The organism is Streptomyces hoynatensis, from assembly GCF_003626535.1.
Lineage (GTDB): Bacteria > Actinomycetota > Actinomycetes > Streptomycetales > Streptomycetaceae > Streptomyces > Streptomyces hoynatensis.
In genome coordinates, this window is sequence record NZ_RBAL01000001.1 from 160,330 (window position 1) to 179,318 (window position 18,989).

Below are 18,989 nucleotides of genomic sequence, written 5' to 3' on the forward strand. Positions count from 1 at the left end.
GGTTTCGATGCCGCGCAGTCTCAAGAAGGGTCCCTTCGTCGACGACCACCTGATCAAGAAGGTGGACGCGCAGAACGACACGGGCTCCAAGAACGTCATCAAGACCTGGTCCCGCCGTTCGATGATCGTCCCGGCGATGCTGGGTCACACGATCGCGGTGCACGACGGCCGTAAGCACGTCCCGGTGTTCATCACCGAGTCGATGGTCGGCCACAAGCTCGGCGAGTTCGCGCCGACGCGCACCTTCCGCGGTCACGTGAAGGACGACCGCAAGTCGCGCCGCCGCTGAGCGATGCGCAGATCATGACCGACTCCCTGAAACACACCGAAGGGACAACCATGGAAGCCAGGGCTATTGCGCGGTACATCCGCGTCACGCCCATGAAGGCCCGCCGTGTGGTGGACCTCATCCGTGGCAAGGACGCCTCGGAGGCTCAGGCGGTCCTGCGTTTCGCCCCGCAGGCCGCGAGCGTGCCCGTGGGCAAGGTGCTCGACAGCGCCATCGCCAACGCCGCGCACAACTACAACCACACGGACGTCGACACCCTCTACGTCAAGGAGGCGTACGTCGACGAGGGTCCGACCCTGAAGCGGTTCCGGCCGCGTGCCCAGGGCCGCGCCTACCGGATTCGCAAGCGGACCAGCCACATCACGGTGGTCGTCAGCAGCAAGGAAGGAACCCGGTAATGGGCCAGAAGGTAAACCCGCACGGGTTCCGTCTCGGCGTCACGACCGACTTCAAGTCGCGCTGGTACGCCGACAAGCTGTACAAGGACTACGTCAAGGAAGACGTGGCGATCCGCCGCATGCTCACCCAGGGCATGGAGCGCGCGGGCATCTCCAAGGTCGAGATCGAGCGCACCCGCGACCGGGTCCGCGTCGACGTCCACACCGCCAGGCCGGGCATCGTCATCGGCCGCCGCGGCGCGGAGGCCGACCGCCTGCGGGGCAACCTGGAGAAGCTCACCGGCAAGCAGATCCAGTTCAACATCCTCGAGGTCAAGAACCCCGAGCTGGACGCCCAGCTGGTGGCCCAGGCCGTCGCCGAGCAGCTGTCCTCCCGCGTCTCCTTCCGCCGTGCCATGCGCAAGTCGATGCAGAGCACGATGAAGGCCGGCGCCAAGGGCATCAAGATCCAGTGCGGTGGCCGCCTCGGCGGCGCCGAGATGTCCCGCTCCGAGTTCTACCGCGAGGGCCGGGTCCCCCTGCACACCCTGCGCGCCAACGTGGACTACGGCTTCTTCGAGGCCCGCACCACCTTCGGCCGCATCGGCGTGAAGGTCTGGATCTACAAGGGCGACGTGAAGAACATCGCCGAGGTCCGTGCCGAGAACGCCGCCGCCAGGGCCGGCAACCGCCCCGCCCGCGGACAGGGCGGCGACCGCCCGGCCCGGGGCCGTGGCGAGCGCGGTGGCCGCGGCCGCCGTCCGCAGCAGCAGGCCGCCCCCGCCGCCGAGGCGCCGAGGGCCGAGGCTCCCGCCGCGGCCGCGGCCGAGCCCGCCGCAGAGAGCAAGGAGGGCTGAGTCGTGCTGATCCCTCGCAAGGTCAAGTACCGCAAGCAGCACCACCCCAAGCGCAAGGGGATGGCCAAGGGCGGCACCGAGGTCGCCTTCGGCGAGTACGGCATCCAGGCCGTCACCGGCGCGTACGTCACCAACCGGCAGATCGAGGCCGCGCGTATCTCGATGACCCGGCACATCAAGCGTGGCGGCAAGGTGTGGATCAACATCTACCCGGACCGCCCGCTGACCAAGAAGCCCGCCGAGACCCGCATGGGCTCCGGCAAGGGCTCGCCGGAGTGGTGGGTGGCGAACGTCAAGCCGGGGCGCGTGATGTTCGAGCTCTCCTACCCCAACGAGAAGATCGCTCGTGAGGCGCTCATCCGCGCCGCGCACAAGCTTCCGATGAAGTGCCGGATCGTCCGGCGCGAGGCAGGTGAGGCGTGATGGCAGCCGGTACCAAGGTCTCCGAGCTGCGGGAGCTGAACGACGAGGAGCTCGTCGTGAAGCTGCGCGAGGCGAAGGAGGAGCTGTTCAGGCTCCGCTTCCAGGCGGCGACGGGACAGCTGGAGAACAACAGCCGGCTGAAGGCCGTCCGCAAGGACATCGCCCGGATCTACACGCTGATGCGCGAGCGCGAGCTCGGCATCGATTCGGTGGAGCCCGCCGGGGCGGTGGAGAACGCCTGATGAGTGAGAAGACTGTGACTGAGACCACCGAGCGCGGACGCCGCAAGACCCGGGAGGGCCTGGTCGTCAGCGACAAGATGGACAAGACCGTCGTCGTCGCCGTCGAGGACCGCGTCAAGCACGCCCTGTACGGCAAGATCATCCGCCGCACCAGCAAGCTCAAGGCGCACGACGAGCAGAACGCCGCCGGCGTCGGCGACCGCGTGCTCCTGATGGAGACCAGGCCGCTGTCCGCGACCAAGCGCTGGCGCGTCGTCGAGATTCTGGAGAAGGCGAAGTAACGACATGATCCAGCAGGAGTCGCGACTGCGGGTCGCCGACAACACGGGTGCGAAGGAGATCCTCTGCATCCGCGTTCTCGGTGGGTCCGGGCGCCGCTACGCGGGCATCGGCGACGTCATCGTCGCCACCGTCAAGGACGCGATCCCCGGCGGCAACGTGAAGAAGGGCGACGTCGTCAAGGCGGTCGTCGTGCGCGCCGTCAAGGAGCGCCGGCGTCCCGACGGCTCGTACATCCGTTTCGACGAGAACGCCGCCGTCATTCTCCGGAACGACGGCGACCCCCGGGGCACCCGCATCTTCGGCCCGGTGGGCCGCGAGCTGCGGGAGAAGAGGTTCATGAAGATCATCTCCCTCGCGCCGGAGGTGCTCTGAGCTATGAAGATCAAGAAGGGCGACCTGGTCCAGGTCATCACCGGCAAGGACAAGGGGAAGCAGGGCAAGGTCATCGTGGCCTACCCGCGCGAGAACCGGGTCCTGGTCGAGGGCGTGAACCGGGTCAAGAAGCACACCAAGGCCGGGACGACCGCCCGCGGTTCCAAGACCGGTGGCATCATCACCACCGAGGCGCCGGTGCACGTGAGCAACGTCGCGCTCGTCGTCGAGAAGGACGGCAAGAAGGTCACCACCCGCGTCGGCTACCGCTTCGACGAGGACGGCAACAAGATCCGCGTTGCCCGGCGCACCGGTGAGGACATCAAATGACCACTGCGACCATCACGCCGCGGCTGAAGACGCGCTACCGCGAGGAGATCGTCGGCAAGCTGCGTGACCAGTACAAGTACGCCAACGTCATGCAGGTTCCCGGCCTGACCAAGATCGTGGTCAACATGGGCGTGGGCGACGCCGCCCGCGACTCCAAGCTGATGGAGGGCGCCGTCCGCGACCTCGCCACGATCACCGGCCAGAAGCCGACCGTGACCAAGGCCCGCAAGTCCATCGCGCAGTTCAAGCTGCGCGAGGGGCAGCCCATCGGCGCCCACGTGACGCTCCGCGGGGACCGGATGTGGGAGTTCCTCGACCGCCTGCTGTCACTGGCGCTGCCGCGCATCCGTGACTTCCGCGGCCTGTCGCCCAAGCAGTTCGACGGGCGGGGGAACTACACGTTCGGCCTCACCGAGCAGGTCATGTTCCATGAGATCGACCCGGACCAGATCGACCGGGTGCGCGGCATGGACATCACCGTCGTCACCACGGCGAACACCGACGATGAGGGCCGCACCCTGCTGCGTCTCCTCGGATTCCCGTTCAAGGAGGCGTGAACCATGGCGAAGAAGGCCCTGATCGCCAAGGCCGCCCGCAAGCCCAAGTTCAGCGCGCGCGCGTACACCCGCTGCCAGCGCTGCGGCCGGCCGCACTCCGTGTACCGCAAGTTCGGCCTGTGCCGCGTGTGCCTCCGTGAGATGGCGCACCGCGGCGAGCTGCCGGGCGTCACCAAGAGCTCCTGGTAACACCGACTACGCCGTAGGTCCGCACCGCGGAAACCCCGGCGAGAGAGGCCCAAGGCCGTTTCATGACCATGACCGACCCGATCGCAGACATGCTGACCCGTCTGCGGAACGCGAACTCGGCGTACCACGACACCGTCGTGATGCCGCACAGCAAGATCAAGTCGCACATCGCGGAGATCCTCCAGCAGGAGGGCTACATCACCGGGTGGCGGACCGAGGACGCCCAGGTGGGCAAGTCGCTCACCCTGGAGCTGAAGTACGGCCCCAACCGCGAGCGCTCGATCGCCGGCATCAAGCGGATCTCCAAGCCGGGCCTGCGGGTCTACGCGAAGTCCACCAACCTGCCGAAGGTGCTCGGCGGCCTGGGCGTGGCGATCATCTCCACGTCGCACGGCCTGCTCACCGACAAGCAGGCGCAGAAGAAGGGCGTGGGCGGGGAAGTCCTCGCCTACGTCTGGTAACGAGAGGGAACGGAGGAAGCGCCATGTCGCGTATCGGCAAGCAGCCCATCCAGGTTCCCGCTGGGGTGGACGTGACCATCGAGGGCCGCACGGTCGCGGTGAAGGGGCCCAAGGGTTCCCTCTCGCACACCGTCGCCGCGCCCATCGAGGTGTCGCGGGGCGAGGACGGCACCATCACGGTGACCCGCCCCAACGACGAGAACCGCAACCGTGCCCTGCACGGCCTGTCCCGCACGCTGATCAGCAACCTGATCACCGGCGTGACCCAGGGCTACGTGAAGAAGCTGGAGATCAGCGGCGTCGGCTACCGCGTGCAGGCCAAGGGCTCCAACCTGGAGTTCGCGCTCGGCTACAGCCACCCGATCACCGTCGAGCCCCCGGAGGGCATCACCTTCAAGGTCGAGACCCCGACCCGCTTCAGCGTGGAGGGCATCGACAAGCAGAAGGTCGGCGAGGTCGCGGCGAAGATCCGGAAGCTGCGCAAGCCCGACCCGTACAAGGCCAAGGGCGTGAAGTACGAGGGCGAAGTCATCCGCCGCAAGGTCGGAAAGGCTGGTAAGTAGCCATGGCATACGGCGTCAAGATCGCCAAGGGTGACGCGCGCAAGCGCGCGGCCACCAAGCGGCGGCACATTCGCATTCGCAAGAAGGTCTCGGGCACGCCGGAGCGCCCGCGCCTGGTGGTGACGCGTTCGAACCGCCACATGGTGGCGCAGGTCGTCGACGACGTCGCCGGGCACACGCTGGCCTCCGCCTCCTCGCTCGACGCCTCCATCCGCGGGGGCGAGGGCGACAAGAGCGCGAAGGCCAAGCAGGTGGGCGCGCTGGTCGCGGAGCGGGCCAAGGCGGCCGGCGTCGAGGCCGTCGTGTTCGACCGCGGCGGCAACAAGTACGCCGGGCGCGTGGCCGCGCTCGCGGACGCAGCCCGTGAGGCGGGGCTCAAGTTCTGAGCCGGTCCCGTCGTAGAGAGCAACGAGAAAGGTAATCCAATGGCTGGACCCCAGCGCCGCGGTGGCGGCGCCGGTGGCGGCGAGCGGCGGGACCGTAAGGGCCGGGACGGCGGCGCTGCCGCCGAGAAGACCGCGTACGTCGAACGCGTCGTCGCGATCAATCGCGTCGCCAAGGTTGTGAAGGGTGGTCGCCGCTTCAGCTTCACCGCGCTGGTCGTGGTGGGCGACGGCGACGGCACCGTGGGAGTCGGGTACGGCAAGGCCAAGGAGGTGCCCGCGGCCATCGCCAAGGGCGTCGAGGAGGCCAAGAAGCACTTCTTCAAGGTCCCCCGCATCCAGGGCACCATCCCGCACCCGATCCAGGGCGAGGAGGCGGCGGGCGTGGTCCTGCTGAAGCCGGCCTCCCCCGGTACCGGCGTGATCGCCGGCGGCCCGGTGCGTGCGGTGCTCGAGTGCGCGGGCATCCACGACGTGCTCAGCAAGTCGCTCGGCTCCTCCAACCCGATCAACATCGTGCACGCCACGGTGTCCGCGCTGAAGGGCCTGCAGCGCCCCGAGGAGATCGCGGCCCGCCGTGGCCTCCCGCTGGAGGACGTGGCGCCCGCGGCCCTGCTGCGGGCCAGGGCCGGGGTGGGTGCGTGATGGCGCGGCTGAAGATCACCCAGGTCAGGTCCCAGATCGGGAGCAAGCAGAACCACCGGGACACGCTGCGCTCGCTCGGGCTGCGGCGGATCAACGACGTGGTCGTCAAGGAGGACCGCCCGGAGTTCCGCGGCATGGCCAACACCGTGCGGCACCTGGTGACCGTCGAGGAGGTGGACTGACATGGCGGAGCTCGCGAAGGGCGGCGACGCCGGGCAGGCGGGCGGGCCGCTGAAGCTGCACGACCTGCGCCCGGCTCCCGGCGCCAAGAAGTCCAGGATCCGCGTGGGTCGTGGTGAGGCGTCCAAGGGCAAGACCGCGGGCCGCGGCACCAAGGGCACCAAGGCCAGGTACCAGGTCAAGGCGGACTTCGAGGGCGGTCAGCTGCCCCTGATCCGGCGGCTGCCCAAGCTCAAGGGCTTCAAGAACCCCGCCCACAAGAACTACCAGGTCGTCAACCTGGAGCGGCTCGCCGTCCTCTATCCGGAGGGTGGCGAGGTGACCGTGGCCGACCTGGTGGACAAGGGCGCGGTGAGGAAGAACGAGCTGGTGAAGGTCCTCGGCGACGGCGAGATCTCCGTGGCCCTGACGGTGACGGTCGATGCCGTCTCCGCCTCGGCCCGGGAGAAGATCACGGCGGCCGGTGGCACCGTGACCGAGCGTTCCTGAGTACCGCAGAGTCGACCTGTTTTGTGAGTGACCGGGGATGCCTGAGCAAGGGGCATCCCCGGTCAGTCATTCCGGCCCGGCGAATCCGCCGGTAAGGTGGCCTGCGTTGCGTATCCAGAGTCGCCTGAGACCCTCATATCCGTTGGACTTCAAGACCGAACCCTCCCGCGCGCGACGCGGAGGGCGCAGGAGGAGCCGTGCTCACCGCGTTCGCCCGGGCGTTCCAGACGCCCGACCTGCGTAAGAAGCTGCTCTTCACCCTTGGCATCGTCGTGGTGTTCCGGCTTGGACAGCATGTGCCGGTGCCGGGCGTGAGCTTCCAGAACGTCGATCAGTGTGTGGAGGAGGCCGACGCCTCCGGGGCGGGCTCCGGCCTGTTCGGTCTGGTCAACATGTTCAGCGGCGGCGCGCTGCTGCAGCTGACCGTCTTCGCGCTGGGGATCATGCCGTACATCACGGCGAGCATCATCCTTCAGCTGCTGGTCGTGGTCATCCCCCGGCTGGAGGCCCTGAAGAAGGAGGGCCAGGCCGGCCAGGCCAAGATCACCCAGTACACCCGCTACCTGACGATGGCGCTCGCCGTGCTCCAGGCCACCGGCCTGGTGGCGACCGCCCGCAGTGGCACCCTGTTCCCGCAGTGCTCGGTGCGCAACGACATCATCCCGGACGACGGCATCTTCACCACGCTGGTCATGGTGGTCGCCCTGACCTCGGCCACCGCGGTCGTCATGTGGATGGGCGAGCTGATCACCGACCGGGGCATCGGCAACGGCATGTCCATGCTGATGTTCGCCTCGATCGCCGCCAGGTTCCCCTCGGCGATGTGGGAGATCAAGCAGCAGGGCGACCTGGCCGGCGGCTGGATCGAGTTCGGCGTCGTGGTCCTGTGCGGCATGGCGATGGTCGGCCTCGTGGTCTTCGTCGAGCTGGCCCAGCGCCGCATCCCGGTGCAGTACGCGAAGCGGATGATCGGCCGCAGGTCCTACGGCGGCACCTCGACGTACATCCCGCTGAAGGTCAACCAGGCGGGTGTGATTCCGGTCATCTTCGCCTCGTCCCTGCTGTACATCCCGCAGCTGCTGGTGCAGTTCGCCGGCTCGGACGCGGGCGGCTGGGCGGACTGGATTCAGCGGTACCTCACCAAGGGTGACCACCCGATCTACATCGTCACGTACTTCCTGCTCATCGTCTTCTTCGCCTTCTTCTACGTCGCGATCACGTTCAACCCCGAAGACGTGGCGGAAAACATGAAGAAGTATGGTGGATTCATCCCGGGCATCCGGGCCGGCCGGCCGACGGTCGAATACCTGAGCTACGTGCTGAACCGCATCACCTGGCCCGGGTCGCTCTATCTGGGCCTGATCGCCCTGGTACCCACGGTGGCTCTGGTGATCTTCAACGCGCAGCAGAACTTCCCGTTCGGCGGAACTTCGATCCTGATCATCGTGGGTGTCGGCCTGGAGACGGTTCGGCAGATCGAGAGCCAGCTCCACCAGCGTAATTACGAAGGGTTCCTCCGCTGATGCGCATCGTCCTCGTCGGGCCGCCGGGTGCGGGCAAGGGCACGCAGGCCGTGCTCCTGGCGCAGCACCTGTCCATCCCGCACATCTCGACCGGAGACCTCTTTCGGGCCAACATCAGCAAGGGCACCGAGCTGGGGCGTCAGGTCGAGGAGATCATTCGCTCCGGCGGCCTGGTCCCGGACGAGGTGACCGTCGCCATGGCCGCGGACCGGATGGCCCAGGCGGACGCCGAGGACGGATTCCTGCTCGACGGCTTCCCGCGCAACATCGCTCAGGCGAAGGCGCTGGACGAGCTGCTGCACGAGTCGGGGCACAAGATCGACGCGGTCCTGGACCTGGAGGTCCCCGAGGACGAGGTCGTCAAGCGGATCGCCGGCCGCCGCACCTGCCGCAACGACAGCAGCCACGTCTTCCACGTGGAGTACAAGCAGCCGAGCGAGGCCGGCCGCTGCGACGTCTGCGGCGGCGAGCTGTACCAGCGGGACGACGACCGCGAGGAGACCGTGCGCAAGCGGCTCGCGGTCTACCACGAGGAGACGGAGCCGATCATCGGCTACTACCGCGAGCAGGGCCTCGTGGTGACGATCCCGGCGCTCGCGCCGGTCCCCGAGGTGACCCGGCGGGCGCTGGCCGCCCTGCCAGAGCGGCGCGTGGCGGGGGAGTAGCCGATGGTGGAGATCAAGACCCCCGGGCAGATCGCGAAGATGCGCGCGGCCGGGCTCGTGGTGGCCGAGATACACCGCAGGACGGCCGAGGCCGCGGTGCCCGGCGCCACGACCAAGGACCTGGACGACATCGCCGCGCAGGTCCTGGCCGAGCACGGGGCCAAGCCGAACTTCCTGGGCTACGGCGGCTTCCCGGCCACCATCTGCACCTCCGTGAACGACGTGGTCGTGCACGGCATCCCGGACCGCAAGACGGTCCTGAAGTCGGGCGACCTGCTGTCGATCGACGCCGGCGCGATCGTCGACGGCTGGCATGCGGACGCGGCGCTCACCGTCTTCGTGGGCGAGGGCCACGCCCCCCGGCTCGTGGAGCTCAACCGGGTGACCGAGGAGTCCCTGTGGGCGGGCATCGCGGCCATGCGGAAGGGCAACCGGCTGGTGGACGTCTCCCGGGCGATCGAGACCTACATCAGGCGGCAGCCGCTGCCCGAGTCCGGCAGGTACGGCATCGTCGAGCAGTACGGCGGGCACGGGATCGGCAGCGAGATGCACATGGACCCGCACCTGCTGAACTACGTGGACCGCAGGCGGGGCCGCGGCCCGCGGCTGATTCCCGGGCTGTGCCTGGCCATCGAGCCGATGATCTCGCTCGGCACCCCGGACACGCACGTGCTGCCCGACGAGTGGACCGTGAAGACGAACGACGGAAGCTGGGCCGCGCACTGGGAGCACTCGGTGGCGCTGACCGAGCAGGGGCCGCTGGTCCTGACGGCACCCGACGGCGGCCGCGAGAAGCTGGCCGCGCTCGGCGTGACGGCGGCACCCGATCCGCTGGCTTAACGATCACTTCCCCTGGGAAGGATCATGGATTCGTCTTTTTGGGTAGGGTGCCGTAGACTGAACAGTCGGTCCTGGTGCCTCCGTGTGTTCAGGGCTGTCCAGGTAGCCGATCCCGGAAGGTGAAGCGCTCAAGCATGGCCAAAAAACAAGGGGCCATCGAAATCGAGGGCACGGTCGTCGAATCTCTGCCGAACGCCATGTTCAAGGTGGAGCTTCAGAACGGACACCAGGTCCTCGCGCACATCAGCGGCAAGATGCGGATGCACTACATCCGTATTCTTCCCGACGACAGGGTCGTGGTGGAGCTCAGTCCCTACGACCTGACGCGCGGGCGGATCGTCTACCGCTACAAGTAGATCTGCCAGTAGATCAAAGACCCGGAGTACCTCACAGCATGAAGGTCAGGCCGAGCGTCAAGAAGATCTGCGACAAGTGCAAGGTGATCCGCCGCCACGGCCGGGTCATGGTCATCTGCGAGAACCTGCGCCACAAGCAGCGTCAGGGCTGACCGACCGCACTTCGCAGCCGCTTCCGCGACGCGAGACGACAAGAAGATACGCAGACACCCGACCCCTCGCGCCGCGCGCTCGCGGCATGCGGGGACGACACCCCCGGTTCGGAGGCCGGGGACCCGGCTCGTAGACACACTTACGGGAACGGTGCTGCGGAAGACCTCCGAAGAGCCCCTCAGGAGCCACATTCATGGCACGCCTCGCAGGCGTCGACCTCCCGCGCGACAAGCGGGTGGAGGTCGCCCTCACCTACGTCTTCGGCATCGGGCGCACCCGTGCCAAGGAGACCCTCGCCCACACCGGGGTCAACCCGGACACCCGCGTCCGCGATCTCGCCGAGGAGGACCTCGTCAAGATCCGCGAGTACGTGGACGCCAACCTCAAGACCGAGGGTGACCTCCGTCGCGAGATCCAGGCCGACATCCGCCGCAAGGTCGAGATCGGCTGCTACGAGGGTCTGCGCCACCGCCGCGGCCTGCCGGTCCACGGTCAGCGCACCAAGACCAACGCGCGCACCCGCAAGGGCCCGCGCCGCGCCATCGCCGGCAAGAAGAAGCCGGGCAAGAAGTAGTCCGCTCCGACTGCGCACAATCCGCGGTCCGGTAGCAGGACCGACCACCTCCACGGGAGTACACCCAGATGCCTCCAAAGGGCCGTACCGCAGGCGCCAAGAAGGTGCGCCGCAAGGAAAAGAAGAACGTCGCCCACGGGCACGCCCACATCAAGAGCACGTTCAACAACACCATCGTCTCGATCACCGACCCGAGCGGGAATGTGATCTCCTGGGCCTCGGCCGGCCACGTCGGCTTCAAGGGCTCGCGGAAGTCCACCCCGTTCGCCGCGCAGATGGCCGCGGAGAACGCCGCTCGCCGCGCGCAGGAGCACGGGATGCGCAAGGTCGACGTGTTCGTCAAGGGCCCCGGCTCCGGCCGGGAGACCGCGATCCGCTCGCTCCAGGCCACCGGCCTGGAGGTGGGCTCGATCCAGGACGTGACCCCGACCCCGCACAACGGCTGCCGCCCGCCCAAGCGCCGCCGCGTCTGACCAGGTGAAGTAGGAGACAAAGAGACAATGGCGCGTTACACCGGGGCCGACTGCAAGCGTTGCCGTCGGGAGAAGCAGAAGCTCTTCCTCAAGGGAGCCAAGTGCGAGAGCGCTAAGTGCCCGATCGAGATCCGTCCTTACCCCCCGGGTGAGCACGGGCGCGGGCGCACCAAGGACAGCGAGTACCTGCTGCAGAAGCGCGAGAAGCAGAAGTGCGCGCGCATCTACGGCGTGCTGGAGAAGCAGTTCCGCGGGTACTACAACGAGGCGAACCGCCAGCAGGGCAAGACGGGTGAGAACCTGCTCCGCATCCTGGAGTCCCGCCTCGACAACGTGATCTACCGGGCCGGCTTCGCCAAGTCCCGCGACCACGCCAGGCAGCTCGTCCGGCACGGCCACATCCTGGTCAACGGCCGGAAGACCGACATCCCCTCGGCGCGGGTGGCGCCGAACGACATCGTCGAGGTCCGCGAGTCCTCCCGGAACCTGACCCCCTTCGAGGTGGCCAAGGCCGAGGCGGGCGACAAGACCGTGCCGGCCTGGCTCGAGGCCATTCCGTCGCGGCTGCGGGTTCTCGTCCACTCGCTGCCCGAGCGCCAGGTGATCGACACCCAGGTGCAGGAGCAGCTGATCGTCGAGCTCTACTCGAAGTAGGGGAGGGCGGGCCCGGGCGCGTCCCGGCGGCCCTCCGAGCCGATCTCGTCCGGGTGGGGCCGCGGAAGTCGCTTCTCGCGGGTTTTCGCGGCCCCACCCGTACCCTTGATCTGAAGAACCCTGAAGAACCCGGAAGAACCCCGAAGAACCCTGAAGAACATCGTCTGGCTCGGCATCAAATAGCGGGTGCCGAAGACTGGAGAATCCATCCCATGCTGATCGCTCAGCGCCCCTCCCTCACCGAAGAGGTCGTCGACGAGTTCCGCTCCCGGTTCGTGATCGAGCCGCTGGAGCCGGGCTTCGGCTACACCCTCGGCAACTCCCTGCGGCGCACGCTGCTCTCCTCGATTCCCGGCGCCGCCGTGACCAGCATCCGCATCGACGGCGTGCTGCACGAGTTCTCGACGGTGCCCGGCGTCAAGGAGGACGTCACCGACCTCATCCTCAACATCAAGCAGCTCGTCGTCTCCTCGGAGCACGACGAGCCCGTGGTGATGTACCTGCGCAAGCAGGGCCCAGGGGTGGTGACCGCCGCGGACATCGCGCCGCCGGCGGGCGTCGAGGTGCACAACCCCGACCTGCTGCTCGCGACCCTGAACAACAAGGGCAAGCTGGAGATGGAGCTGACGGTCGAGCGTGGCCGCGGGTACGTCTCCGCCGTGCAGAACAAGCAGGTCGGCCAGGAGATCGGCCGGATTCCGGTCGACTCGATCTACAGCCCGGTGCTGAAGGTCACCTACAAGGTGGAGGCCACCCGCGTCGAGCAGCGCACCGACTTCGACAAGCTGATCGTCGACGTCGAGACCAAGGAGGCCATGCGGCCCAGGGACGCGATGGCCTCCGCGGGCAAGACCCTGGTCGAGCTGTTCGGCCTGGCGCGTGAGCTGAACGTCGACGCCGAGGGCATCGACATGGGCCCCTCGCCGACGGACGCGGCGCTCGCCGCCGACCTGGCCCTGCCGATCGAGGAGCTGGAGCTGACCGTCCGCTCCTACAACTGCCTCAAGCGCGAGGGCATCCACTCGGTGGGCGAGCTGGTGGCCCGTTCCGAGGCCGACCTCCTGGACATCAGGAACTTCGGCGCCAAGTCCATCGACGAGGTCAAGGCGAAGCTGGCCGGCATGGGCCTGGCCCTCAAGGACAGCCCGCCCGGATTCGACCCGACCACCGCGGCCGACGCGTTCGGCGCGGAGGACGAGGGCGACACCGGTTTCGTCGAGACCGAGCAGTACTGATCGTTTCCGGGGCGGCTCCCGTGGGGGCCGCCCCGGCGCGTGGGGCGCACGCCCACCGGCGGGCCCGGCCGCGAGGCCGCCCGGCCGGAGGGGCCGGCCCCACGGCGCCGGTGCCTGGTACGGCCGGCGCCGTTTCCCGCCTCGGGCGCCCGCGCGGCGCCGCGGGGCAGCCCCGCGGGGGAGGCCCCCCGGGGGACCAGCTGACACCGGTACCTGACACGGCCGGTGCGGATACCGACAGGAGAGAGAGATGCCTACGCCCACCAAGGGCCGCAGGCTGGGCGGCAGCCCCGCCCACGAGCGGATTCTGCTGGCCAACCTGGCCACCGCGCTGTTCGAGCACGGGCGCATCACCACCACCGTGGCCAAGGCCAGGCGGCTGCGCCCGGTGGCCGAGCGCCTGATCACCAAGGCGAAGAAGGGCGACCTGCACAACCGCCGCCAGGTGATGCAGACGATCCGCGACAAGAGCGTCGTCCACACCCTGTTCACGGAGATCGGCCCCAAGTTCGCCAACCGGCCCGGCGGCTACACCCGCATCACCAAGATCGGGCCGCGCCGCGGCGACAACGCCCCGATGGCCGTGATCGAGCTCGTCGAGGCCCTCACGGTGCAGCAGGCGGCGGTCGGCGAGGCCGAGGCCGCCACCAGGCGGGCGGTGAAGGAGGCCGACCAGGCCAAGGCCGACGCCGCGGTCGAGGCGGCCGAGGTCAACGAGGAGGCCACCGAGTCGGCCGAGGAGACCGGCGGGAAGGCCGGCGAGGAGAACGGCGAGAAGGACGCCTGAGGCGTTCCGTTCCGCTCTGCTTCTTCTCCGTGGCTGCCCGCCAGGAAGCCCCCAGCGGCCGCGGCCCGTCTCCCCTTCGCGGGGGAGGCGGGCCGCGGCCGTTTCGCCATTGCGGTGAGAAATCTTGACGGCTGTCCGACTCGGTGCATTCATGTGTCTGGGAGCGCTCCCAAACGATCTGTTCCGAACAGTTCACAAAGGAGCCACACGCACATGCGCCTCACTCGCCTGCCCGGCGCGGTCCTCGCGGCTCTGGCCGCGGTCGCCGCCCTCCTGCTCGGCCAGCCCCTGACCGCCGCTGCCGCCACCCCCGCCGCCGCTGCCGCCGACCCCGTACGCATCATGCCGCTCGGCGACTCCATCACCGGCTCGCCCGGCTGCTGGCGCGCGCTGCTGTGGAACCAGCTCCAGGACACCGGCTACGCGGACATCGACTTCGTCGGCACCCTCCCCGCGCAGGGTTGCGGCGTCGACTACGACGGCGACAACGAGGGCCACGGCGGCTACCTGGCCACGAACATCGCCAACCAGAACCTGCTCCCCGGCTGGCTGTCCGCGACCTCGCCCGACGTCGTCCTGATGCACCTGGGCACCAACGACGTGTGGAGCAACATCGCGCCGGACACGATCCTGGCCGCGTTCACCACGCTGGTGAACCAGATGCGGGCGAACAACCCGGACATGACGGTGCTGGTGGCCCAGATCATCCCGATGAACCCGAGCACCTGCGCCGAATGCGCCCAGCGCGCGGTCAACTTCAACGCCCGCATCCCGGCCTGGGCGGACGCGCTGAGCACCGCCGCCTCCCCGGTGCGCGTGGTGGACCAGTGGACCGGCTTCGACACGGCGACGGACACCTACGACGGCGTCCACCCCAACGACGCGGGCAACGTGAAGATGGCGGCGCGCTGGTACGACGCCCTCACCCCGGTCCTCGACGGCCTCCCCACGGACCCCGGCGACCCCGATGACCCCGGCGACCCGGGCACCGGCGCGGCCTGCACCGCGACCACCCGCACCATCGGCTCCTGGAACGGCGGCTGGCAGGGCGAGGTGACGGTGACCAACAGCGGCTCCTCGGCCCTCTCCGGCTGGCGGGTCACCTTCGTGCTGCCGAGCGGGGTGACGGTGAGCCAGGTGTGGAACGGCACCTACGACGCGACGGCGGGCACCGTCACCAACGCGGCCTGGAACGGCGGCCTCGCCCCCGGCGCGACCGCCGCCTTCGGCTACATCGCCGCGTCCCCGGCGGGCACCCCCGCCGGCCTGACGGCGAGCTGCGCCGCGGCCTGAGCCCGCGCCTCCCCACCCCGGGACACCCGATGCCCGCCCTCCCGTCCTCCAGGGTGGGCATCGGGCCGGGGGCGGCGTTCCAGGGAGTGCTGCACCCGGGAACGGGCGCGCCAGGGCGCCTACCCTCGGTGGTATGGCCACTTCACCGCTCGGGGAGTACCTGAGCAGCAGACGGGCGTGCGTCACCCCGGGCGAGGCCGGGCTTCCCGCGGGCGGTCACCGGCGGGTGCCGGGGCTGCGCCGCGAGGAGGTTGCCCTGCTGGCCGGGGTGAGCGTGGACTACTACGCGCGCCTGGAGCAGGGCCGCGAACGGGCCCCCTCGGCCCAGGTGCTGGACGCGCTGGCCGCGGCGCTGCGGCTGGACGAGGACGGGCACCGGCACCTGTTCCGGATGGCGGGGGTCGCCCCGCGCCCCTGGGCCGCCCCGGCGAGCGATCGGGTCGACCCCGGCCTGCGGCAACTGCTGGACGCCTGGCCGGACAATCCGGCGCTCGTCTACAACCGGGCCTACGACGTGCTCGCCGCCAACGCCCTCGGGGACGCCCTCTTCGGCGGCTGGCCGCGGTCGCGGAACCTGATGGAGGTCGTCTTCTGCGACCCGGGCGCCCGCACCTTCTACCGGGACTGGCCCGAGGTCGCGCGGAACTCGGTGGCCGGCTTCCGCCTCCACCACGGCGAGGCCCCGGGCGCCCCCCGCCTGCGGCGGGTCCTCGCCCGGCTGCTCGCGGAAAGCCCGGAGTTCGCCGAGCTGTGGGCGCGGCACGACGCCCGGGGCAAGGCCCTGGAGCGCAAGCGGTTCCGCCACCCCGAGGTGGGCCCGCTCACCCTGACCATGCAGACCTTCGACGTGCGGTCCTCCCCGGGCCAGGAGCTGGTCGTCTACCAGGCCGAGCCCGGCACCGACAGCGCCCGCGCCCTCGCCCTCCTGGGCACCCTCAGCGCAACGCGGCGCCCCGGGGCACCCCAGCGCCACGGGGCGCCGTAACGGACGGGGCGCGGTGGCGGCGGGGCGCGGTGGCGGCACGGTGCGCGGGGAAGCGGCGTTCGCCGTCGGACGGTTGACCCGCCCGCGGCCCCGGGGCCGGACGGCGGCCGGGCCGTGGCCACGGCACAGCAGCCGTCAGGTGTCCAGATGGTCGACGAAGATGCCCACCAGTACCCGACCGCCCAGGCGCTGCTCGGGCAGCGAGAAGTGAATGCGATCGTGGAGGTGTACAGAAAGTCCCAGAGCGCGCAGCCGTCGAGGCACTCCTGCTGGTCCCACCACTCAGCCTTTGCCACGGCTCGCTCGGTGAGGATGGCCGCCAGGGCATCGTTGAACTCGTCGAATGACGCGGTCAATCGTTCCGGGGCCGTGCCCCTGAAGTCGAAGCTCGTGTCGTCGACGAGCACCCGGAAGCGCTCAGCGTCGGCGTCGGGCACGCGCCAGCCTCCCCAGGTCGGCCTCGATCTGGTCGAAGAATCCCTCGGGCCAGTGCCGCAGTTCCCCTCGCTCGTTGAGTTCGATGGACAGCGGATCTCCCTGGCCGAAGTAGTGAACGAGGGCGTCGTTCGCCCGCAGGGTCTCCTCCTCGGCAACGGCCAGGCGGGCGCCGTTCAGCACGTGGTCGCTGTGTGTCTCGACGATCACCTGTACGCCGCTGCCCGCCACCCTGGCGAGGAAGCGGCCCATCCTGGACTGTCCGGCGGGGTGCAGGTGCGCCTCCGGGTTTTCCACGATCAGGACGTCACCGGGTTCGGTCATCAGTCCCGCGACGATGACGGGCAGCGCATAGGAGACGCCGAAACCGGTGTTGGCCGGGCGGATCACCTCCCCGTACGGCCCCGGGTCCTGGAAGCGGATGGTGCTGGCGGCGATGCCGGGCGCCCACTGGGCGGTGATGCGGAGCGGGCGGATGATGTGCGACGCCCACGCCTCGGCCTGCGACCGCAGGAGCGGCACCTCGGCCTCCGGGTACAGGAGCGGCTCGCGTACCGCCAGCCGCCGGGTGGTCAGGCGTTCCTGCCGCAGCGCGAGGACCTGGGCGGTGTGCTCGCCCTGCACGCCCACGCCGAGGTCGTCGGGTGGAATCGCCGAGACGGAGAGCAGGTCGCGGGGCCCGAGTCGTTCCGCGCAGAGATAGGTGAAGCCGGAACCCGGCCGGTCGAGCCCGGGCGGAGGCTCCGCGGGTGCCGAGGCGATCGAGAGGTGCAGGGCCCGCGCGTCCGGAACACCGAAGCGGTACTCCCAGCTTCCCCCTGCCTCTTCTCCCCCGCCTGCGGTGAGCCGTACGGCGAGTTCGGGGCGCTCGGCATTCGGATGCAGGAGTTCCTGAGCCTCTCCGAGCGCCAAACCGTAGGGGCCGTTGAGTTCGATCGTGCGGGCGCCGGGCGAGGCGGCGGCCTGGCGGGCGAGCAGCACGGCCTGGAGCACCGTGCTCTTCCCCGCGCCGTTGAGCCCCGTGAGGACGGTGAGTGGGCGCAGTGCGAAGTCGGCGTGCGCGAAGCACTTGAAGTGGCGGATGCCCAGGGAGGTGATCACAGACCCGCCCGGGCGTCCTCGGCGGCGGCCTCGAACCGGTAGCGGACCCTGCGTGCGTCTCCGGTGGAGGCCGTGATCGCCTCCAGGTAGCGGAAGTCTTCCGTCATGCGGCGCCGGGCGGCGTGCACGATGGCTTCCCGGCGTCGCTCAAGGTCTGCCGCCTCGTAGAGGGTCAGGGCCACCGACCAGCTTTCGAAGAGGGCCCGGTTGATCGGGTTCCGTGCCTCGGTGCCCTCGGGCCACTTGCGGAAGGCGTACTCGCCGAAGAGCAGGAAGGCGTTGGTCATGGCCGTGCGGAAATCCGCGTACAGGGACTCGACCTTCTCGTCGGGCACCTCTTCGGGGCGGTCGAGCATGCCGGTCACGCGCTCCAAAAAGCTGTCGATCGCCGGTTTCTCCAGATAGGCATCCACGCCTTGCAGCCAGAAGGCCGAAAAGCGCAGAGCCATTTCCCGGTCGTTCATTCGGATGTGGCCGCCGAGGTTGTTGGTCGCGGTGTTGAACTCCGGCATCGAGGTCATGCGTTTGAGGATCTCGCGACTGCGCTTCTTGCTCATGCAGTGCCTGATTTCCTGTGCGTTCAACGGGGTGCCGCCCGTGTTGATGCGTTTGAAGATGTCATACATGACTTCGGTGGGCGTCGCCGGGTCGATGACGTTCACCACGAGCTGGGCGTTGTAGATCCGGCGCTGCCACTGGACCGGCAGGTCCCCGAAGCCGCTGTTCTCCTGGTCCAGGTATTCGAGGCCCTTGAGCCGGAAGCTGTCTCCGCCGCCGCGCACGAAGGCGTGCAGGGTGGAAAGACGTTGCAGGCCGTCGACGACGCGGAAGCGCCCCTCGCTGTCCTCGGCGAAGTAGAAGGCCGGCAGCGGGATCTGGAGGAGCAGGGACTCGACGAGACGGGATTTCTGCTCCGGCTTCCAGACCTTCCCGCGCTGAAAGTCAGGTGCCAGTTCCAAAGACGCTTCGTCGATCATGTCCAGGATGTTGCGCAGCGAGAATGTGCTGGTGGACACCCTGATCTGGGCCGGGTCCCATGGTTTGGCAATCACCGGCTCCGGCGCGGAGGCCGCCGGATCTTCCCGCTCGATCTCGATGCCGGTTGTCTTGCCGTCGAAGACGTCCTCGACGACCTCGGGTGCTTCCTGCGCGTCTGCCGCCGTCATGACGCGATCCTGTCGACGGGCAGCCTTCGCCTTCCGTGGGCGTATGAGGCGATACGGGCGGCGCGGCCACGGCGATACGGGAGGTGCGGCCCGGGAGCGGAAGGCCGGGC

General features: G+C 69.2%; 30 protein-coding genes. 28 read left to right on the plus strand and 2 right to left on the minus strand.

The window, feature by feature from the left end:
* Positions 1-7: 7 nt before the first annotated feature.
* The 28 genes from rpsS to D7294_RS00770 all read left to right on the plus strand — a co-directional run bounded on the left by rpsS (position 8) and on the right by D7294_RS00770 (position 16,177).
* Positions 8-289 (plus strand): 30S ribosomal protein S19, encoded by a 282-nt coding sequence (gene rpsS / locus D7294_RS00630; RefSeq protein WP_120674271.1) that lies wholly within the window; start codon positions 8-10, stop codon positions 287-289.
* Between the two features lie 50 nt (positions 290-339).
* Positions 340-687: a 50S ribosomal protein L22 gene (gene rplV, locus D7294_RS00635; protein ID WP_120675204.1), complete on the plus strand. Its 348-nt coding sequence runs from the start codon at positions 340-342 to the stop codon at positions 685-687.
* Positions 687-1,523: a 30S ribosomal protein S3 gene (gene rpsC, locus D7294_RS00640; RefSeq protein WP_120674273.1), complete on the plus strand. Its 837-nt coding sequence runs from the start codon at positions 687-689 to the stop codon at positions 1,521-1,523. Before rplV ends, rpsC begins: the two co-directional genes overlap by 1 nt.
* Before the next feature lie 3 nt (positions 1,524-1,526).
* A complete protein-coding gene (rplP, locus tag D7294_RS00645) occupies positions 1,527-1,946 on the plus strand; it encodes a 50S ribosomal protein L16 (RefSeq protein ID WP_120674275.1) in 420 nt (139 codons plus the stop codon).
* Positions 1,946-2,188, plus strand: a complete 243-nt coding sequence (gene rpmC / locus D7294_RS00650; protein ID WP_120674277.1) for a 50S ribosomal protein L29 — start codon at positions 1,946-1,948, stop codon at positions 2,186-2,188. Before rplP ends, rpmC begins: the two co-directional genes overlap by 1 nt.
* Positions 2,188-2,469, plus strand: coding sequence for a 30S ribosomal protein S17 (gene rpsQ, locus D7294_RS00655; RefSeq protein WP_052849161.1), 282 nt, complete (start codon positions 2,188-2,190; stop codon positions 2,467-2,469). Before rpmC ends, rpsQ begins: the two co-directional genes overlap by 1 nt.
* Positions 2,470-2,473: 4 nt before the next feature.
* The gene (gene rplN / locus D7294_RS00660) at positions 2,474-2,842 is read left to right on the plus strand and encodes a 50S ribosomal protein L14 (protein WP_049567372.1); all 369 of its coding nucleotides are present in this window, start codon (positions 2,474-2,476) and stop codon (positions 2,840-2,842) included.
* Between the two features lie 3 nt (positions 2,843-2,845).
* The gene (gene rplX / locus D7294_RS00665; RefSeq protein ID WP_120674279.1) at positions 2,846-3,172 is read left to right on the plus strand and encodes a 50S ribosomal protein L24; all 327 of its coding nucleotides are present in this window, start codon (positions 2,846-2,848) and stop codon (positions 3,170-3,172) included.
* Positions 3,169-3,729 (plus strand): 50S ribosomal protein L5, encoded by a 561-nt coding sequence (rplE, locus tag D7294_RS00670; protein WP_120674281.1) that lies wholly within the window; start codon positions 3,169-3,171, stop codon positions 3,727-3,729. Before rplX ends, rplE begins: the two co-directional genes overlap by 4 nt.
* Before the next feature lie 3 nt (positions 3,730-3,732).
* Positions 3,733-3,918, plus strand: coding sequence for a type Z 30S ribosomal protein S14 (locus tag D7294_RS00675; protein ID WP_120674283.1), 186 nt, complete (start codon positions 3,733-3,735; stop codon positions 3,916-3,918).
* Between the two features lie 62 nt (positions 3,919-3,980).
* Positions 3,981-4,379, plus strand: a complete 399-nt coding sequence (gene rpsH, locus D7294_RS00680; protein ID WP_120674285.1) for a 30S ribosomal protein S8 — start codon at positions 3,981-3,983, stop codon at positions 4,377-4,379.
* Positions 4,380-4,402: 23 nt separating this feature from the next.
* Positions 4,403-4,942 (plus strand): 50S ribosomal protein L6, encoded by a 540-nt coding sequence (rplF, locus tag D7294_RS00685; protein ID WP_120674287.1) that lies wholly within the window; start codon positions 4,403-4,405, stop codon positions 4,940-4,942.
* A gap of 2 nt (positions 4,943-4,944) precedes the next feature.
* Positions 4,945-5,328 carry a 50S ribosomal protein L18 gene (gene rplR / locus D7294_RS00690; protein ID WP_120674289.1) on the plus strand — a complete coding sequence of 128 codons (384 nt, stop codon included), beginning with the start codon at positions 4,945-4,947 and terminating at the stop codon, positions 5,326-5,328.
* Between the two features lie 39 nt (positions 5,329-5,367).
* Complete coding sequence (rpsE, locus tag D7294_RS00695; RefSeq protein ID WP_120674291.1) at positions 5,368-5,970, plus strand: 30S ribosomal protein S5; 603 nt, start codon at positions 5,368-5,370, stop codon at positions 5,968-5,970.
* Positions 5,970-6,152 carry a 50S ribosomal protein L30 gene (gene rpmD / locus D7294_RS00700; RefSeq protein ID WP_120674293.1) on the plus strand — a complete coding sequence of 61 codons (183 nt, stop codon included), beginning with the start codon at positions 5,970-5,972 and terminating at the stop codon, positions 6,150-6,152. The genes rpsE and rpmD overlap by 1 nt, the downstream gene beginning before the upstream one ends.
* A 1-nt stretch (position 6,153) precedes the next feature.
* Positions 6,154-6,639, plus strand: coding sequence for a 50S ribosomal protein L15 (gene rplO, locus D7294_RS00705; protein WP_120674295.1), 486 nt, complete (start codon positions 6,154-6,156; stop codon positions 6,637-6,639).
* A 197-nt stretch (positions 6,640-6,836) separates the two neighbouring features.
* Complete coding sequence (gene secY / locus D7294_RS00710) at positions 6,837-8,162, plus strand: preprotein translocase subunit SecY (protein ID WP_120674297.1); 1,326 nt, start codon at positions 6,837-6,839, stop codon at positions 8,160-8,162.
* Positions 8,162-8,827, plus strand: coding sequence for an adenylate kinase (locus tag D7294_RS00715; RefSeq protein ID WP_120674299.1), 666 nt, complete (start codon positions 8,162-8,164; stop codon positions 8,825-8,827). The genes secY and D7294_RS00715 overlap by 1 nt, the downstream gene beginning before the upstream one ends.
* A 3-nt stretch (positions 8,828-8,830) precedes the next feature.
* Positions 8,831-9,667 (plus strand): type I methionyl aminopeptidase, encoded by an 837-nt coding sequence (gene map / locus D7294_RS00720; protein WP_120674301.1) that lies wholly within the window; start codon positions 8,831-8,833, stop codon positions 9,665-9,667.
* Between the two features lie 134 nt (positions 9,668-9,801).
* Complete coding sequence (gene infA / locus D7294_RS00725) at positions 9,802-10,023, plus strand: translation initiation factor IF-1 (protein ID WP_003948620.1); 222 nt, start codon at positions 9,802-9,804, stop codon at positions 10,021-10,023.
* Positions 10,024-10,061: 38 nt separating this feature from the next.
* Complete coding sequence (gene rpmJ, locus D7294_RS00730) at positions 10,062-10,175, plus strand: 50S ribosomal protein L36 (RefSeq protein ID WP_049567412.1); 114 nt, start codon at positions 10,062-10,064, stop codon at positions 10,173-10,175.
* A gap of 194 nt (positions 10,176-10,369) precedes the next feature.
* Entirely contained in the window at positions 10,370-10,750 is a 381-nt protein-coding gene (gene rpsM, locus D7294_RS00735; protein WP_120674303.1) for a 30S ribosomal protein S13, read from the plus strand.
* Between the two features lie 68 nt (positions 10,751-10,818).
* Positions 10,819-11,223, plus strand: coding sequence for a 30S ribosomal protein S11 (gene rpsK, locus D7294_RS00740; protein WP_019433438.1), 405 nt, complete (start codon positions 10,819-10,821; stop codon positions 11,221-11,223).
* Between the two features lie 27 nt (positions 11,224-11,250).
* Complete coding sequence (rpsD, locus tag D7294_RS00745; RefSeq protein ID WP_120674305.1) at positions 11,251-11,877, plus strand: 30S ribosomal protein S4; 627 nt, start codon at positions 11,251-11,253, stop codon at positions 11,875-11,877.
* 212 nt (positions 11,878-12,089) lie between these two features.
* Complete coding sequence (locus D7294_RS00755; protein WP_120674309.1) at positions 12,090-13,112, plus strand: DNA-directed RNA polymerase subunit alpha; 1,023 nt, start codon at positions 12,090-12,092, stop codon at positions 13,110-13,112.
* Between the two features lie 250 nt (positions 13,113-13,362).
* Positions 13,363-13,899, plus strand: a complete 537-nt coding sequence (gene rplQ / locus D7294_RS00760; RefSeq protein ID WP_120674311.1) for a 50S ribosomal protein L17 — start codon at positions 13,363-13,365, stop codon at positions 13,897-13,899.
* A gap of 213 nt (positions 13,900-14,112) precedes the next feature.
* Positions 14,113-15,192 (plus strand): GDSL-type esterase/lipase family protein, encoded by a 1,080-nt coding sequence (locus D7294_RS00765; RefSeq protein ID WP_120674313.1) that lies wholly within the window; start codon positions 14,113-14,115, stop codon positions 15,190-15,192.
* Between the two features lie 133 nt (positions 15,193-15,325).
* Positions 15,326-16,177, plus strand: coding sequence for a helix-turn-helix domain-containing protein (locus D7294_RS00770; protein WP_120674315.1), 852 nt, complete (start codon positions 15,326-15,328; stop codon positions 16,175-16,177).
* A gap of 417 nt (positions 16,178-16,594) precedes the next feature.
* Here the strand turns inward: D7294_RS00770 and D7294_RS00775 are convergent, their stop codons facing one another.
* Both D7294_RS00775 and D7294_RS00780 read right to left on the minus strand, forming a co-directional pair.
* On the minus strand, positions 16,595-17,713 hold the full coding sequence (locus tag D7294_RS00775; RefSeq protein ID WP_120674317.1) for an AAA family ATPase: 1,119 nt from the start codon (positions 17,711-17,713) through the stop codon (positions 16,595-16,597).
* Positions 17,710-18,879: a DUF262 domain-containing protein gene (locus tag D7294_RS00780; protein WP_120674318.1), complete on the minus strand. Its 1,170-nt coding sequence runs from the start codon at positions 18,877-18,879 to the stop codon at positions 17,710-17,712. The genes D7294_RS00775 and D7294_RS00780 overlap by 4 nt, the downstream gene beginning before the upstream one ends.
* Positions 18,880-18,989 lie beyond the last annotated feature (110 nt).